A 16,747-nucleotide genomic window follows, 5' to 3' on the forward strand; every position below is an offset into this window, starting at 1 on the left:
CTACTATTTTTAGCCAATTAATAAAAGGGTTGCCATTTTAATTGACTAGCATAATTATATCGATAATTAACATCAGGCCAATTAACGATATTCCAAAAATTTGAAATGTATGCGTCTTTATTATATTTATACTGTAAATAATAAGCGTGCTCCCAAACGTCCAAAACTAGCAATGGAATTGTATCCCATTGTGTAAAAAATTGATGTTTTTCAGTTTGAAGAATCTCCAAGCGATTCGCTCTTGGCACCCAAACTAAAATCGCCCACCCGACACCTTCTACTTTTTTAGCAGCTTGAGTAAAATGCTCTTTAAAGTCTTCATAACTTCCAAAGTCATCTTCAATTTGTTTTAAAAGAGCTCCATAAGGTTGCCCTCCACCTGATTTACTTAAATTATTCCAAAATATAGTATGCAAATAATGACCCGACCCATGAAATGCAAGCTCTCGTTCCCAATGCTTTAATAAATCATAATCCTTATTTTTCCTTGCTTTTTCTAATTCTATCTCGGCTTTATTTAAACCATCTACATAGCTTTTATGATGCTTATCATGGTGCAACATCATGATTTCTTTAGAAATATACGGCTCGAGTGCGTTATATGGATATGGTAAAGGTGGAAGCTCATGCTTTCCAACCTCTATCCTCTCTTCGACTTCTATTGCCCGATACGCATAGCTATCATCATATTCCTCTTCATTTAAAATCGAAATTAGTCGTTCTTGTATATCGTCTACATCCGTACTAATTTCATCCAAAAAGGAATTTTGATCTACATAATGACCTTTTGTCCCCATTCTGTTAAGTAAGAGTTTTACTTTATATTCTAATAGCTCTTTTTCTTGAATATGGTCAAATCTTTCAGACAGCAACTGTAATACATTCGCACACCAGATTTCTACCTCCTGAAAGTAAGTGACGAGTTCAGATTGATTTAACATCATACACCTCCATCAGAGAAATAAATTTCTCTTCTACTTTCCATTGTATGATATTAAATTTATAGCTATTACCTGTATTGACACGTTTGGCTTCGATTAACGGATTAACTACTTTTTCTTCCATTACATGGTTAGTTTAGCTTCTCTAAAACAGTTTGATTCTCTGAGTAAAACTCCAATTTTAATGAAATCACTTTTTCTAGTTCATAAACAATCATCATTAAACTAGCTCTAGTCTCAAATTCATCTCTAGATTCAGGTAATGGCATCTTTCTAAAATCATTCATCATATGACTAAATTCTCCTAGTAATTCAATCCCCGTAGATTTTTCTTTTAAGTAAACACCTGTGTCCTCAAAAAACTCTGCGATAATTTTTGAATGCGGATAATTCAACTCAACCTTTTTTAATAAAGGAATGATTTGATTCGATATGATTTCAAATTGACGTTCTCTCATTTCAAAATAATTAATATAATATAAGTTTGATTTTATAAAACTATTTTCAACTTGCCTGTAAGCTAATGTTTTTGCCGTATGTAAAAGGATTTTTGTTTCATTAATTAACTCACTTTGTGAATCTTCATCCTTCCCCTTCATTTTTAACGCAATACCTAGTAGTAACATTTTAAAATTTTGTTCGATTTTCTTTTGAGATTCAATCATCTTCTTCTCAATACTTGGCATATATGTATTCATAATTAAAGCAATTAAGATCCCAACTGCTAAAATTTCAACTTGATTAACTAAGAAAGATATTGATTTATTATTACTCACATAAATTTGCAATACAATCACTGAGCTTGGAATGATGCCCTCTTGTAATTTTAATGTGACTAATAAGGGGATCGTTAAAAGAAAATAAATGACAACTGTTAATGGCGTATAGCTTAAAAATTCAAACATCATCCATCCAATTAACATTGCAATAACGGATGCAATAAATCTTTGAATGGCAACTAGAAATGATCTGCGTTTTGTATTTTGAATACTTAATAATGTAACGACAGCAGCAGTACTATAATTTTGTAAATGTAGCGCTTCTGCAACTAATAAGGATATACCACTTCCGATCGCGGTCTTAATTGTCCTTTGTCCAATTGAATACATTTGTTTCATTTTTATTCCTCTTCTCTTGCAAAGAAATTTCTATAGTATTGTAACGTATTTTAGATAAAAATTGCTAGATATATCCATTTTTCGATTTTTATACAAAATAAAAAGACTAGAAATTTTCTAGTCTTTTTCACTTAATATTATTTACATATAACTATTTTCTAATTATTGTTTGTACTGTTGCATAAGTTTTGTTGAATAATCTGTTTCATAATACTCAAGTTCTTCTCGCATTTGTTGAAAAACTTTTTCTAATGTCGAAAATAAGTCTCCGACAGTACTTGGTACAGTTTTATAAAATGTAATTGCTTGGTTCCCAGTGTATGCTGCACGACTATTTTCATACCATGCATCGTTTTTTGGAGAGAAGAATTCTGCAATACATCTGTGATAAATTTTATGTAAAGTTTCTTCAGCTGTAGCTTTATGGAATTGTCCACTTAAAATTTTCTCACAAACTTCTTTAGCATCCTCACAATATACTGTTATTCTACGTAATGAAGAAAGTATTTTTTCTAAGTAGTTAGTATCCACTGCTTGGTTTTCATGTTGAAATGACGGTAAAGAATTCTTATTTAAAAACAAATTACACTCTAGACCAACAATCCCTAATTGATTACCAACTATTTTTAATTGATGCTCTACCATCTTATTCGACATTTGTTTCCCTCCGTTAAATTAGATCGATATTTCTATTTTATTTGAATTTTGTTTAATACTTCTCGCATATTCTACCAATTTATCAAAATCTACACCTTGAAGCTCTTTTACAAATTGATCTAATTCATTAATATATATTCGCTTTCTTCCACGATAATCAGGATTTTTAATAATTAGCGCAAGTGCAACTATATCACGGAAATCGACTGATTGATCGCCATCTTCAAATAATCTAGTTGTTTTTAATTCACTTACTTCTGAAAGTTGTTCTTCAAAAAAGCGAACATATAAGACAGAAGTTACGATTATTTGACCATTATATTCATATTCAACTTCAGAACGATTAAAAAAATCTTCCGATGTATTTGGTTGAGCTTTTACTAATTCATACCCATGACAATTATAAATTAACAATTCTTTCACCCTCCAAGATTTCCATAGTATTAGTTTACCATAGGATGACAATAGATTTGCAGAATTTTTTAACTAATCTTGTTTTTCAAATTTACTAAAAAACAAATCTGCTTCTTCTTCAACATCTTCCATTTTTAAATCTTGTGGTAACGGAGGTAATTCTTTAATGTTTTTTAGACCAAAATAATCTAAAAACTCAGAAGTAGTACCATATAAAATTGCACGTCCAGTCCCTTCAGCACGTCCAACTTCTTTAATTAAATATTTCGAGACAAGTGTTTGAATTGGTTTTTCAGTTTTAACTCCACGAATATCTTCAATTTCTGTTCTTGTTATTGGTTGTTGATATGCAACAATTGCTAACGTTTCTAATGCTGCTTGTGACAACGAAGAGTTCGATGGGCTTTCAACTAATTTTCTGAAAAACTCACCATGTTCCCTCTTTGAAGTAAGTTTATATTTGTTAGCTAAAATCCTAATTTGTAATCCTCTGTTAGGATTTTCATACTCTTTTTTTAAACTCTCAATTAATTCAAGAACATCAGCTTGACTCAATTCTAAAGTATCAGATAACTCGACGATTGATATTCCTTCATCGCCAGCTACAAATAAAAGTCCTTCTAGAACTCCTACTAAATTTTTTTCCTGTTCCATTACAAGTACACCTCAGCTTGCTTATCTTCAAAAACCTCCCGTGATGTAAGAAAAATTTCTGAAAAGTTTTGTTCCTGTTCTACTACTATTTCTTTTGTTTTCATTAACTCCAAAATCGCTAAAAAAGTAACAACTATACTTTCTTTATCATTATATGGAAATAAACTGATGAAATTAGTTCTCTTTTTTATTCCCTTTAAGTAGGTAATAATCTCATCCATTCTTTTTTCGATTGAAATTTCTTCTCTAACAATTTTAGTTTGACGTGGTTCTTGCAGCTTTTTACGTTTAAATAGCTTTTGAAGTGCACCAAACATATCGTAAATCGTAACATCAGTCGGCATGACAATATCTTCTGGTCTAGGTCCATACTCAGACAAATCAACTGGATTTCGGGTAAATATCATCGCACGTTCTGATTCTTTTTCCTGAAATAATACCGCTGCTTCTTTAAATTGCTTATATATAATTAATCGATTCATTAATTCTTCTCTAGGGTCTTCTTCAAGTATTGCATCCCAATCTGCTTGTTCTTCATGATTAGGTAAAATGCTTTTACTTTTCATAGCAAGTAATTCAGCTGCCATCACTAAATATTCACTTGCAATATCCAATTCTAATTCTTTCATTGTATGAATATATGAAACATATTGATCTGTTATTTCAGATACAGGTATATCATAAATATCAATTTCAAATCGTTGAATTAAATGAAGTAATAAATCTAATGGCCCTTCAAATGCATCAATTTTAACTTCATATTGCCTCACAAACTACTCACCAACTTACTTTAAAATAAAAATATACTCTTTTAACAGTATAAAGTATTATTTCATAAAACTATATAACAGAAAAGGTTTTTTCATCGATGAAGTTACTTTGCTCTTAAATTTTTAGTGTTACGCCTATACCATTTTCTTAAATTTTTCATAAGATATCAGTGCAAGAAGAATTATTTTTGGTAAGGAGGTTATTTCATGAGTAAAGGTGCTGTTTCTCCAGAGTTCGGCGGTTTCGGCCACGGCAGAGGCTTTGCTTTAATCGTAGTATTATTTATTTTATTAATCATCGTTGGATGTGCTTTCATCTGTTAATTTAACCCCGTGAATAAACAAAACGTGAAAGTCTAGACAGTAGCTCTAGGCTTTCTTCTTTTTAAATAATTCTATTTCTGATAAAATTTTAGTCATAAAGAGGTGAATAACTTGGTCCATTACAATAAAAACTCACGATACATAAAATATTTATGTCATTTCCATTTTGATCAAGATTTTTTTGAATGTCATGAAGTTCTTGAGGAACAATGGAAACTTGAATTAAATCATCAATATAAAAAGGTTTGGTTAGGATTAATAAGATTATCTGTCGTGTTATATCATTATAGAAGAAGAAACTTTACAGGTGCTAGAAAATTATTTCGACACGTTACTACTTTTTCAAATGATGCTAAATTAGTAGAAATGGCTGGAATTGATCCATTTCGATTTCAACAAATCATATCAGATTTACAGCAAAACCTTCAAAACGAAACAGAATTTTTCCCTTTCGATCTCCCAATAATTGACCAAGAATTGATTAAAAGATATCAAAATCAAAAAAAATATTACTCGTCTTTTACGGAAAATTTAATTAACAAACATTCTACACGAGATCGAACAGATGTTATTTCGGAAAGATTAAAGCAATTAGAATTACGAAAACGAATTTAGAATGAAAAAAAGGTGCTCAAAAAAAAATTGAGCACCTTTTTCTATAACACTTTCAAACTAACATGACAATGTTCAATAAATGAAGCTACTTCTTGCGTTGTTACGATTGTATAGTCTGTATATTGAGATCTAATAGCATCGTAAAGTGAAGTTGCAATACCTTGATTTCGGAATGAAGGGTTTACACTTAAATGTTTGATCATAATTACCTTATCTGATAGTAGTTGTATTCCAATAATCCCAACAATATCGTCTAATTTCCAAAGGAATAAATGATGATCATCTTTCGTTTCATAATCTTTAATCGTATTTACTAAGCTCTTCACATTCTTTTCATTCGGCATAAACGAAAGCAGGCCCATTGCAATTTTCTCATATGTTTTCTTATACCTAATTAACATGTTAACCCCTCTTAAAAATTATTAAAACCTTAATTAGCTCTTAAACCAATACATAATATATGATTGATTTTCCCTCTATAGTACGATAAATATAAAAATTCGTTCCAACTATATCAATATTTCAAATATATAATTCTCACATTTTTCTGTCAAGTCACAAAAATCAGAGAGAAGCAAAAACAGGATAGATAGAATAGAAGGTTTTTTGAAGTAATTTAAGGTACTAGTCATTTATTCTTCCTGCCTATTCAACCTTTTAGGCTTTTGTCACCAATTTAGTTAATTTTGAATACAGTAAATTTTAATTAGTAATATAAAAGGGTGATCATTATGAGGTTGGATTTAGATTATACATCGCCAAGCATTCAATATACTTATGATATCAATAAAAATCATGCATTCGTGAAAGATAATCAAAATTTTATTAATCAATTAAGTGTGAATGATTTAAATACTTTAGATAATTTGTCTTTATTGGATATTTATTTAAGTGTAAATAATGTTATAGAGCCACATTATCATCAAAATTCATCCGAATTAGTTTATTGTATTTCTGGTGGTGCAGTAGTATCGATTTTAAACCCTTATACAAAGCAACTATTAAATTTCCCAATTACGCCTGGTCAAGTTGCAAACGTACCACAAGGATGGTGGCATTATGAAATTGCAACTGCTGACAACACTCATTTATTAGCAATATTTAATGCTCCTTCCCCTGATGTGATTTTATTCTCTGATTTAATGAAATTCACACCTGCAAATATCGTCTCCCATACTTACTGTCTTGATGAAACCAAATGGAAAAATGCAATAACAGAATTACAACCTTCTATATTTATAGGACCACCAAAAAACTGTAATCGAGAAGTTCAAAACCAGCATGAATTTGCACATCATCAGAACCGAAATTATTATCAAAATGCCTATTACAACCAGCATTATTATCAACAGCGATTTTAATTGTAAATGTGGAGAAAGATAAAAAGGATACAGAGGAAAAAAATAATAAAGAATGTGAAACAATAAAAACTAAACATCTATTAATATAAAAACCACTTATTTTTACCTTCAATAAATTGTCCGTACTGTTATCAAATAATTTCTAGATTGATTAACCATTAACATGTAAGAAAACCACAAGGAAAATTTTCCTATGTGGTTTTCTTCATGTAAAGTCATTTTAATGACTTACTATTGATTTGACTATTCTTCGTCCCAAACCTTAACTTCTTGCATAACATCGCCATTACGCATTCTTAAAACTGTATCCATTCCTTCGATTACTTGACCAAAAACTGTATGTACGCCATCTAAATGTGGTTGTGGCTCGTGAACGATAAAGAATTGGCTACCACCAGTATCTTTTCCAGCATGTGCCATTGATAATGCTCCAGCTTTATGCTTTAATGGATTACCAACCGTTTCACATTTAATTTGGTATCCTGGGCCACCTGTTCCATTACCGTTTGGATCTCCGCCTTGTGATACAAATCCAGGAATTACACGGTGGAAAGTTAAGCCATTGTAGAAACCTTGACGGATTAATTTTTCAAAGTTTTCAACTGTACCTGGTGCATGCTCAGGGAATAATTCGATTAAGATTTGTTCACCATTTTCAAATGTTATACTTGCTTTTTTCATAATAAAAATCCTCCTTATGTATGTACAAATTTCATAAGACTTTATTGTCCTATATTTTTCATTACTGAAACTAGTAACGCTGATATTATCATACAAAAAACAAAAAGTAATGACAAGTTTTCTAAAAGTACTATAATAGTGTTGTAAGATGTAAAATTTGATTTATTGTAAAGGGAGTGTCTCTTTGTTAAAACGTAAGTTATTAGCGTTCACCATCTCAATGGGATTAATCGCTATGCCTTTTTCGGTATTTGCTGACTCTGTTCCTGGTGATACGATTGTTACTCTTGGACAAAATTTATCTGAAACGCAAAAGAAATCATTATTAGCTGAAATGGGTGCACCATCTGATGCTAGAATTGTGACTGTTTCGAATCAAGAGGAGCATAAATATTTAGATGGTACTGTGCCTAGTGCTCAAATCGGTACTCGAGCTCTTTCATCAGCTATGATTACAATTGGTGAAAAAAATACAGGCATCGTCGTTCAATCAAATAATATTTCATGGGTTACTAACTCAATGTATACAAATGCTTTAATTACTGCTGGATTAAAAGATGCAAATATAGTCATTACTGCACCATTTGAAGTCTCTGGTACTGCTGCTTTAACTGGTATTATGAAGGCTTATGAGCTTAGCTCAGGTGAAGTGATACCTGATGATGTGAAAAAAGTAGCAAATGAAGAAATGGTTAAAACTGCCAAACTAGGTGATTCAGTAGGTAATGAAAAAGCTGTACAACTTGTCACTAAAGTGAAAGAAGAGTTAGCTAAAAATCCAAACATGTCCACTGATGAATTAAAATCTTTAATTGATCGGTTAGCAAAGGATCTTGGTATTACTTTAACTGCTGATCAAAAAGCTAGTTTGATGTCTTTATTTGAAAAAATGAAAGATTTAAATATTAATTGGGATCAAGTAGGAAACCAATTAACAAAAGCTAAAAATAAGATTTCAGAATACTTAAATTCAAAAGAGGGTCAATCTTTTATTCAAAAACTAAAAGATTTCTTCTCCGCATTATTTGATGCGATTCTTTCATTCTTCAAATAATAGTGAAACAACCCAAAACCCCGTTACTAAAAAAAGTAACCGGGTTTTGTTTTTTTATGGGAGTTTTCATTTATTATTGCCCCACTTTACTGCATAATGAGATCCACCAGATTAAACGGTAGCATCTCCGATTGTTTTTCCACCTTTTTGTTTTTGACTTTCACTAGCTTTTGTACGGATAACTAAGTGCCAGAATGCTCTGCCATCAAATGGGATAAATGGCCACAAATAAGGTGTATTTAAAGTATTCAAGCTTGCTAAAAACAGGATAAATAATGTTGAACCAATCATAAAGCCTTTAATACCTAATATTGCTGTTAAAATTAAGATAAAAAATTTGGCTAATTTATTGGCAAGTGCTAGCTCATAACTAGGCGTAGCATATGATCCAATCATAGACACAGCTGTATATAACACTACTTCCGGTTGGAAAAGCCCTACGTCAATTGCTACTTGACCAATCAATACTGCTGCAATAATCCCCATCGAAGTGGAAACTGCATTAGGTGTATGTATACTTGCCATTCGCAGGAATTCAATCCCCATATCTGCAATAATTAGTTGTAAATAAATTGGAATATTACTTGTTTCTTTTGGACCAATATAACTTAATGATTTAGGTAATACCTCTGGATAATTACATAATAGTAACCAGAATGGCAATAAAAAGACTGACATAAAAATCCCTATATAACGACACCAGCGAAGGAATGTTCCGACAGAAGGAGTTTGTCTGAATTCTTCTGCATGTTGCATATGATGGTAATACGTTGCAGGCGTAATGATTACGCTCGGTGATGTATCCACAATAATACATACATGACCTTCAAGAATATGGTTTGCTACAACGTCAGGTCTTTCCGAATATCTAACTAAAGGAAACGGATTATATCCTTGTTTTAAAATAAATTCCTCTAATTTCTTATCTGTCATTGTCAGACCATCAACGTGAATACCTGTAATTCGATCTCGAACTTCTTTAACAAGTTCCGCATGCGCTAAACCTTCTATATAAGATAAACAAACATCTGTCTTTGAACTTTCACCTACTTGAAGAATTTCATTTCTTAAATTTTCATCGCGAATACGTCTTCTAATTAGGCCAGTATTATTAATAATGTTTTCGGTAAAACCATCCCGAGATCCACGTACTACTCGCTCAGTATCTGGTTCTGTTGGGCCACGCCCAGGATAACTTCTAACATCGACTGCCAGTCCTTTATCTTCTCCATCAACTAATACTACAATTAAACCTGATAATACTTTTTTGATAACATCTTCAAACGTTAACACAGTTTCTACCGATTGATGAACAATCGTATCCTCAATATTTTTAAACATTGATTTATTTTTCTCGACTTTTTCTAAACCAATTAAGTCGTCTAAAAATCTTTGAATAAAACTAGTATCCGTTAACCCGTTAACATAATAAAGATTCACTTCCACTTTATTTACAAATATTACACGTTTTCCAATGTCAAAACTTACTCCATAACCAATTCGATCACTTATTGTATGAGCATTTGTAACTAGTTTATTTGTAAGTTTTGTCGGCTCTTTTTTCGTAGTCATTGGAGTTCACTCCTCTCGAGGATATATTCAATTGCTTTTCTTGTAATGGGTGAACCGATCGATATATCATCTCTTCCACCCATCTTTCCAATATCTCCGATTCCTAAAATCAAAGGAATATTTAGTTGATCTAAGTTATAGACGGTGTCTCCATTTATTCTTCCGATTTCAATATCTGGTACTCCAAACTTATCAACACCGTATTCAGTTAAATTCCCTTCGTTATCAATGCTAACATCCACTTTTGTCCATTCTTGATGATGTGTATTTGATGCTACTGCTAGTGCAGCAATAACTTCGATATGTTTATCACTAGCTACGTATTTTAATGCTTTTTCTCCAGGACCTTCTCCCATATAGCCACTGTCATCAAATAATACAAATATTGGTTCTTTTTGTGCTTGCATTATGATTTCAACCATTTTCTTTCCAGAAAACTTAGTGGGATTACCTTGCGATTGTGATATTGTGCATCCGCCAAATTGTTTTGCCAAATACTCAATACTCCGATGTGCATATACATCTCCGTCGGTTACGATAATGATCCTTTTCTTTTTCATAAGTTAACCTTTTGGCTTAAAAAGAAGTGCGACTAAAAATGAGAATAAAATAGCTGCTGAAATTCCAGATGAAGTTAGAGAAAAGATCCCCATTCCTATACCAATAAATCCATGGTCACTTGCTTCTGCCATTGCTCCATGTAATAAAGAATGACCAAAACTAGTAATTGGAACGGTTGCACCCGCACCTGCAAATTTTATTAGCTTATCGTATATGCCAAACCCATCTAAAATTGACCCAATTACTACAAATATGCACATCACATGCCCTGGTGTTAATTTTGTGAAATCAAACAATAACTGACCAACCACACAAATTAGACCACCTACTATAAAAGCAGTTATAAAATCCATCAAAAACACCTCCTAACAGCTTTCGAAAACGACAGCATGAGAAATAGTTGGAATTGATTCTTTCTGTTGAATCATTGTCGGGCTTAAAAGAGCGCCGGTAGCCGCTACTAAAATTCGTTTATAAGTACCTTTATTTAACTCTTGAAATAAATGGCCATATGTTACAACCGCTGAACAAGCACATCCACTTCCACCAGCAAATACTTCTTGATTTTCTCGATCATAGATTAACAATCCACAATCATTGTATTTTCCTGCCATATCATATCCTTCTTCTCTAACAAGTTGCTCGCAAATTGGTGCGCCTACAGCTGATAGATCTCCAGTTACGATAAAATCATAATCATTAGGTGTTGTATTTGTGTCTTTAAAGTGTTGTACGATTGTATAGGCTGCGGCTGGTGCCATCGCAGAACCCATATCAAATGGATCTGTCAAACCTAAATCCTGCACTGTACCGATTGTGGCGCATTTTACCTTTATTTTACTTTTTTTATTTGAAAGAAGAATACTTCCTGCTCCAGTTACTGTAAAGGTTGCTGAATCTGGTTTTTGTCCACCATATTCTGTTGGATATCGATATTGCCTTTCTGCAGTAGCATTATGACTACTTGTTGCTGCTAATGTCATTTTTGCGTATCCACTATCGATTAACTGTGCACCAAGTGCAGCCGTTTCCATTGAAGTGGAGCATGCTCCAAACATACATAAAAAAGGTAGCTGTAATTCCCTTGCCATAAAGTTTGCAGTAACATTCTGATTTAATAAATCACCTGCTAAAAAAACATCGACATCTTCTACAGTTTTTTTTGCTTTTTTTAGTGTTACTGAAATTGCATTTCTCATTAATGCTCTTTCCGCTAATTCCCAATTATCCTCATTACAATGAAGATCTTCATAAGCATAATCAAATTTACCGGCTAACAGTCCCAGGTTTTCTTTTGGTCCGACAGCGGTGCCTGATGCTTGGACATAAACACCATTTTGAAACTCCCAAGTTTGTTTACCAACTAAAGCCATATGTAGTCACCTCCTAAAAAAATACTCTCAAAGCGTATCGGATCATTCCAACGATATATGCCGAAACAACTCCATAAACAATTACACAACCAGCAAGTTTAAACATATTTGTCGCAACCCCTAGAACTAGACCTTCACTTCTATGTTCCATTGCGGCACTTGTCATAGAGTTGGCAAAACCTGTTACAGGAACAGCTGAACCTGCACCTGCAAATTGTCCAATTTTGTCATAAATCCCTAAACCTGTAAGTAAGCTAGAAATTAAAACAAGTGTAGCAACAGTTGGGTCACCTACATTTTTTTCAGTAAAATTAAAATAGTTTATATAGATTTTCGTAATACACTCTCCTAAAAAACAAATAAATCCCCCAACTAAAAATGCTTTAATACAATTTGTTAGTACTGGTTTTTTCGGTTGATATGCTTTTATATTCTCTTTATAATTAGCTTTTAATTTCCCACTCATTTTATCCATCCTTTACTCTATAAAATATATCCAATGAAATAACGAACCAAAAACTTTTCCTAATGCGATTGCCATTAATAAGTACACAATTTTCTTTTGAATGCCAATTCGTTTTGCTAAGATTGGAAATACGTTTAAAACTTCGGTTAACGCTGCAGCCAACATTCCAATAAAAATACCTGCTAACAAACCAATAAAAACTGAAAATAGATGCGGTAAATTGAATACGGTATTTCGCAAACTGATCCAGCAACCAAAAATTGCTCCTAAAATAACTGAAAATTCATAAGCGCGTATTTTATGAATCGTTTTCGTTAACTGCGTTAGTCTCGGAATAATTCCAATTACCGATAAAAATGCTACAAATCCAGTACCGACAGCAATACCTCCTGAAAAACCTACAAATACGATTAACAATTGTTTAATCATCGGTATTTACACTTTTGTTTGGCTTTTTATTTTCATTTACTAACATGTATTCATCAATTGAACGTTGATACTGAAACATTTCTACTTCAAGAGGACTCGGTTCTTCATTTAATCTTGTTTTAAACCATTGATTAAAAAATAAAATCATCCCAATTCCTAGTCCAAACGAGTATGGTACTTGAAATAATAAAGGTTTATAATTAAGTTCTCCTGTAATCATATAGTAAATTCGTTGTTGAACCTGCTGCATGCTAACATCTTCATGGAAATAAATAATAGCTAATGAAGAACCTGTAAATAACAAGATCCAAACGAAACAAAACAGAAAAAAGTGATCCTTTGAAACTTCATTTTTAAGTTCTATTATGCACATCGTCACTCCGATTAGTTCAAATGTAATGTCAGGTTCTATTTCTTGAATTAAAGGTAAAAGATCTAGAATATCAATAACTGTATGTGTACCATCCTCCTTTTTAGATTCATGTACAATGATATTTTTAATTTGGGTTAAATCAACATTTATCCCTTGTAATCGTGCAATCTCTCCTAGATGTACACGTTTACCTACTTGTACAACGATTCGATTAAGTAATTTAATATATAACACCTTTTTCATACTTTCCCCTCAGTTTCAAAGCTTTATAAATTCAATTACAACTAGTATGTGAAAACTTCCCAAAAATATAAGTCCAGGAAGTTTTATCTGATTTTTTCGGTAAGTAAAATCAAGAAAAAACAAATTGCCAAAATAGATTTCATCTTTATTTGGAGCTTTTAGTTAACAGTAAATACAAAATAAAAAAGCTGAAAAATCGTATTGTATTTCCTACGATTCTTCAGCTTTTTTAGCTCAAGATTTTATTTGATTTTGTCTTTCATTTGTTGGAGAATCTTCTTCTCTAGTCTTGAAACCTGCACTTGAGAAATTCCTAATCGCTCAGCAACTTCTGATTGAGTTTGATCTTTATAATATCTTAAATAGACAATTAATCGCTCTCTGTCATCTAGTTGTTTAATCGCTTCTTTTAATGCAAATTTTTCAAACCAATTTGTTTCATGATTATCAGCAATTTGATCTAACAATGTAATTGGATCACCATCATTTTCATACACTGTTTCATGAATTGACGAAGGAGCTCTACTAGCTTCTTGTGCAAGTACAACATCCTCTGGTGTAATTTCCATATGAGTAGCAATCTCATTAATTGTAGGCATTCTTCCAAGCGTTTTACTTAACTCTTCTTTTGCTTTTCGGATCTTATTATTTGTTTCCTTTAATGAACGACTTACTTTAACTGTTCCATCGTCTCGAATAAATCGTTGGATTTCTCCGATAATCATCGGAACAGCATATGTAGAAAATCGTACATCATAAGATAGATCAAATTTATCTACCGATTTCAACAATCCGATACAACCAATCTGAAATAAATCGTCTGGTTCATATCCACGGTTAATAAAGCGCTGAACAACTGACCATACAAGTCTCATGTTGTGCCCGACGATGCTGTCTCTAGCCAATTGATCTCCAGCCTGACTACGCTTAATTAACTCTTTTAATTCATGATCCTTTAACTGCGCACGGGGTTGATCTTGCTTGACTTCTACGTCCATAGGCGATTCTCCTTAATTACTTAAAACATTGCTATTTGATAAGTACTTTTTAACCGTAATCGTTGTACCAACATTGACAGTGGACACAACTTCACATTGATCCATGAAATTCTCCATAATCGTAAATCCCATGCCGGATCTTTCTAAATCTGGTTTTGAAGTATATAAAGGTTGCATTGCTTCATCTAAATCAGCAATACCAATACCTTCATCTCTGATTGTTAAAGTTACTGTTTGATCTTCAAGAAGAACTGAAATGAATACGATCCCTTCAGGATTATTTTCATAACCATGAATAATCGCATTTGTAACCGCCTCAGATACGACAGTTTTAATCTCAGTTAATTCATCTAAAGTAGGATCTAGCTGGGTAATAAACGCAGCTACAGTTACACGAGCAAATGATTCATTTTGACTTAATGCGGAAAATTGAAGGTTCATTTCATTTCGCATTATGCCACCCCCAATACATTAAGTCCATTTGACTCATCATCGGCTAAATGAACAATCTTAAATAAGCCAGACATATCAAATAACCGTTTAATTGATGGAGAAATTGAACATACAACCATTTCTCCACCTTTATTTCGAATAACTTTGTATCTACCTAAAATGACACCTAAACCAGAACTATCCATAAAAGTTAAATGCTCAAGATTTAATAAAATATGTTTGATAGTCTGTGACTCTAATACCTCATTTACTTGCAAACGTAAATCCTCAGCTGTGTGATGATCTAGTTCGCCTGCAAGTCTTACACAAAGGATTGCATTTTTCACTTCAAGTTCAATATTAAGACTCACTACAATAACCTCCCTATTTGACGGTTATTTTAGAGTTTCGTTAAAACTAAACCGAATTCCTTCACGTATGACAAAACTAGTGGTAAAACGCCAAATCTTTCTGTAATACTCGAAATTAGTCGGAAGAAATCAATTGAATCCTCCAACAGTACGCTTAAATAAATCATACCAATTAGCTTTACTTACCGATTTATTCGCAACCAAGTCTGTTTTTGATAAAACTTTATTACCTTGTTTTAATACTAAAACTCCGACAACTTGCCCTTTTTTAATTGGTGCTTGCATATGTTTGTTCAACTTAATATCTTTTGTAATTTTATTCATCGCTTGACCCTTCTTCAATACAACTGAAACTGGGCTTTTTGTGATAACATTTACACCTTTAGACTTACCTTTACTAATATTAAGTCTCTCAATACTCTCACCTTGTTTAATCAATTGCTTTACTTGATATTGATTAAATGCATAATCAAGCATATTTGTCATTTGGGCATTTCTTTCTTTAGAAGTTGGCGCCCCCATAATCACGCTAACTACTCGCATGTTGTTCTTCTTAGCAGTTGCTGTTAAACAATACTTTGCTTCCGCAGTAAATCCTGTTTTCAATCCATCTGCTCCTGGATAAAAACGGACAAGTTTATTCGTATTTACTAACCAAAATTGTTTTTCAGTATCTTTTCTCAAGTAATCTTCATAAGTACCAGTAAACTTTGTGATTAATGGATATTTTAATAGCTCTCTTCCCATGACTGCCATATCATACGCCGATGAATAATGACCAGGTGCAGGTAGCCCAGTTGGATTTTCAAAATGTGTATTTTTTAATCCTAACTGTTTTACTTTTTTATTCATTAAAGCGACAAATGCCTCTTCTGTACCTGAAATTTTCTCTGCCATTGCAACCGATGCATCATTTCCTGAAGCGATTGCAATACCTTTCAACATTTCTCTTACTGTCATCTCTTCGCCAGGTTCTAAAAAGATTTGTGATCCGCCCATTGACGCAGCATGTTCACTTGTCATTACTTTATCATCTAACTTGAGATCTCCCTTATTGATTTCTTCCATAATAATAAGCATTGTCATAATCTTAGTCATACTTGCTGGTGGAAGCTCTTTTCTAGCATCTTTTTCATATAAGATTTTTCCTGTGTCTTGTTCAATAATTACGGAAGATAATGCATTTTTTGCCAATCTGACATCATTATTTTGTGTTTCTCTTGCATTTACTTTAGGTAGTGCTAAAGAAAAGATCATAACACTACTTAAAAGAGTTAGTAATACCCTTTTCATCTATAACCCTCCATTCTTTTCATACATATTTTTTCCAAATATAAGTA

At 32.5% G+C, this 16,747-nt stretch carries 23 protein-coding genes; 4 read left to right on the forward strand and 19 right to left on the reverse strand.

Going from position 1 to position 16,747, the window contains the following annotated elements:
- Window positions 1–17 precede the first annotated feature (17 nt).
- The 6 genes from CN925_RS05500 to CN925_RS05525 form a co-directional block, all read right to left on the reverse strand.
- Window positions 18–941, reverse strand: coding sequence for a superoxide dismutase (locus CN925_RS05500; RefSeq protein WP_098845256.1), 924 nt, complete (start codon window positions 939–941; stop codon window positions 18–20).
- A gap of 131 nt (window positions 942–1,072) precedes the next feature.
- Window positions 1,073–2,059 (reverse strand): aromatic acid exporter family protein, encoded by a 987-nt coding sequence (locus tag CN925_RS05505; protein ID WP_098845257.1) that lies wholly within the window; start codon window positions 2,057–2,059, stop codon window positions 1,073–1,075.
- Between the two features lie 162 nt (window positions 2,060–2,221).
- On the reverse strand, window positions 2,222–2,716 hold the full coding sequence (locus tag CN925_RS05510; protein ID WP_098845258.1) for a DUF3907 family protein: 495 nt from the start codon (window positions 2,714–2,716) through the stop codon (window positions 2,222–2,224).
- Between the two features lie 18 nt (window positions 2,717–2,734).
- Complete coding sequence (locus tag CN925_RS05515) at window positions 2,735–3,130, reverse strand: hypothetical protein (RefSeq protein WP_098845259.1); 396 nt, start codon at window positions 3,128–3,130, stop codon at window positions 2,735–2,737.
- Between the two features lie 72 nt (window positions 3,131–3,202).
- Window positions 3,203–3,784, reverse strand: coding sequence for an SMC-Scp complex subunit ScpB (scpB, locus tag CN925_RS05520; protein ID WP_098845260.1), 582 nt, complete (start codon window positions 3,782–3,784; stop codon window positions 3,203–3,205).
- Window positions 3,784–4,554: a segregation/condensation protein A gene (locus tag CN925_RS05525; protein ID WP_098845261.1), complete on the reverse strand. Its 771-nt coding sequence runs from the start codon at window positions 4,552–4,554 to the stop codon at window positions 3,784–3,786. Before CN925_RS05525 ends, scpB begins: the two co-directional genes overlap by 1 nt.
- A 207-nt stretch (window positions 4,555–4,761) precedes the next feature.
- On the opposite strand from CN925_RS05525, the gene CN925_RS05530 reads away from it, so the two are divergent.
- Together CN925_RS05530 and CN925_RS05535 are read left to right on the forward strand one after the other, a co-directional pair.
- A complete protein-coding gene (locus CN925_RS05530; protein WP_098845262.1) occupies window positions 4,762–4,878 on the forward strand; it encodes a YjcZ family sporulation protein in 117 nt (38 codons plus the stop codon).
- A 111-nt stretch (window positions 4,879–4,989) separates the two neighbouring features.
- Window positions 4,990–5,493: a DUF309 domain-containing protein gene (locus CN925_RS05535; protein ID WP_180232859.1), complete on the forward strand. Its 504-nt coding sequence runs from the start codon at window positions 4,990–4,992 to the stop codon at window positions 5,491–5,493.
- Between the two features lie 41 nt (window positions 5,494–5,534).
- On the opposite strand, the gene CN925_RS05540 is transcribed toward CN925_RS05535, so the two are convergent.
- Window positions 5,535–5,894, reverse strand: a complete 360-nt coding sequence (locus CN925_RS05540) for a GNAT family N-acetyltransferase (RefSeq protein WP_098845264.1) — start codon at window positions 5,892–5,894, stop codon at window positions 5,535–5,537.
- A 330-nt stretch (window positions 5,895–6,224) separates the two neighbouring features.
- Between CN925_RS05540 and CN925_RS05545 the strand changes: the two genes are divergently transcribed.
- Entirely contained in the window at window positions 6,225–6,854 is a 630-nt protein-coding gene (locus CN925_RS05545) for a cupin domain-containing protein (protein WP_098845265.1), read from the forward strand.
- 243 nt (window positions 6,855–7,097) lie between these two features.
- Here the strand turns inward: CN925_RS05545 and CN925_RS05550 are convergent, their stop codons facing one another.
- Window positions 7,098–7,535, reverse strand: coding sequence for a peptidylprolyl isomerase (locus tag CN925_RS05550; protein ID WP_088072187.1), 438 nt, complete (start codon window positions 7,533–7,535; stop codon window positions 7,098–7,100).
- A gap of 220 nt (window positions 7,536–7,755) precedes the next feature.
- Here CN925_RS05550 and CN925_RS05555 point away from each other — a divergent pair, with 220 nt between their 5' ends.
- On the forward strand, window positions 7,756–8,589 hold the full coding sequence (locus tag CN925_RS05555; protein ID WP_286138277.1) for a DUF1002 domain-containing protein: 834 nt from the start codon (window positions 7,756–7,758) through the stop codon (window positions 8,587–8,589).
- A gap of 111 nt (window positions 8,590–8,700) precedes the next feature.
- Here CN925_RS05555 and CN925_RS05560 read toward each other — a convergent pair whose 3' ends face one another.
- The 11 genes from CN925_RS05560 to CN925_RS05610 all read right to left on the reverse strand — a co-directional run bounded on the left by CN925_RS05560 (window position 8,701) and on the right by CN925_RS05610 (window position 16,700).
- Window positions 8,701–10,161, reverse strand: a complete 1,461-nt coding sequence (locus CN925_RS05560) for a spore germination protein (RefSeq protein ID WP_098845266.1) — start codon at window positions 10,159–10,161, stop codon at window positions 8,701–8,703.
- Window positions 10,158–10,721: a stage V sporulation protein SpoVABEA gene (gene spoVAEA / locus CN925_RS05565; protein WP_098845267.1), complete on the reverse strand. Its 564-nt coding sequence runs from the start codon at window positions 10,719–10,721 to the stop codon at window positions 10,158–10,160. The genes CN925_RS05560 and spoVAEA overlap by 4 nt, the downstream gene beginning before the upstream one ends.
- A gap of 3 nt (window positions 10,722–10,724) precedes the next feature.
- Complete coding sequence (gene spoVAE / locus CN925_RS05570) at window positions 10,725–11,075, reverse strand: stage V sporulation protein AE (RefSeq protein WP_098845268.1); 351 nt, start codon at window positions 11,073–11,075, stop codon at window positions 10,725–10,727.
- 12 nt (window positions 11,076–11,087) lie between these two features.
- On the reverse strand, window positions 11,088–12,095 hold the full coding sequence (gene spoVAD, locus CN925_RS05575) for a stage V sporulation protein AD (RefSeq protein WP_098845269.1): 1,008 nt from the start codon (window positions 12,093–12,095) through the stop codon (window positions 11,088–11,090).
- Between the two features lie 13 nt (window positions 12,096–12,108).
- Window positions 12,109–12,561, reverse strand: coding sequence for a stage V sporulation protein AC (gene spoVAC / locus CN925_RS05580; protein WP_098845270.1), 453 nt, complete (start codon window positions 12,559–12,561; stop codon window positions 12,109–12,111).
- 12 nt (window positions 12,562–12,573) lie between these two features.
- The gene (locus CN925_RS05585; protein WP_180232860.1) at window positions 12,574–12,990 is read right to left on the reverse strand and encodes a stage V sporulation protein AB; all 417 of its coding nucleotides are present in this window, start codon (window positions 12,988–12,990) and stop codon (window positions 12,574–12,576) included.
- Window positions 12,983–13,606: a stage V sporulation protein AA gene (locus CN925_RS05590; protein ID WP_098845272.1), complete on the reverse strand. Its 624-nt coding sequence runs from the start codon at window positions 13,604–13,606 to the stop codon at window positions 12,983–12,985. Before CN925_RS05590 ends, CN925_RS05585 begins: the two co-directional genes overlap by 8 nt.
- A gap of 242 nt (window positions 13,607–13,848) precedes the next feature.
- Window positions 13,849–14,604, reverse strand: coding sequence for an RNA polymerase sporulation sigma factor SigF (sigF, locus tag CN925_RS05595; protein WP_056466881.1), 756 nt, complete (start codon window positions 14,602–14,604; stop codon window positions 13,849–13,851).
- A 12-nt stretch (window positions 14,605–14,616) separates the two neighbouring features.
- Window positions 14,617–15,057, reverse strand: coding sequence for an anti-sigma F factor (gene spoIIAB, locus CN925_RS05600; RefSeq protein ID WP_098845273.1), 441 nt, complete (start codon window positions 15,055–15,057; stop codon window positions 14,617–14,619).
- A complete protein-coding gene (gene spoIIAA, locus CN925_RS05605; RefSeq protein ID WP_069031806.1) occupies window positions 15,057–15,407 on the reverse strand; it encodes an anti-sigma F factor antagonist in 351 nt (116 codons plus the stop codon). The genes spoIIAB and spoIIAA overlap by 1 nt, the downstream gene beginning before the upstream one ends.
- A 129-nt stretch (window positions 15,408–15,536) precedes the next feature.
- Window positions 15,537–16,700 carry a D-alanyl-D-alanine carboxypeptidase family protein gene (locus tag CN925_RS05610; RefSeq protein ID WP_098845274.1) on the reverse strand — a complete coding sequence of 388 codons (1,164 nt, stop codon included), beginning with the start codon at window positions 16,698–16,700 and terminating at the stop codon, window positions 15,537–15,539.
- Window positions 16,701–16,747 lie beyond the last annotated feature (47 nt).

Origin of the sequence: Bacillus sp. AFS055030 (assembly GCF_002574545.1) — a bacterium.
In the GTDB taxonomy this organism is placed as follows: Bacteria; Bacillota; Bacilli; order Bacillales; family Bacillaceae_G; genus Gottfriedia.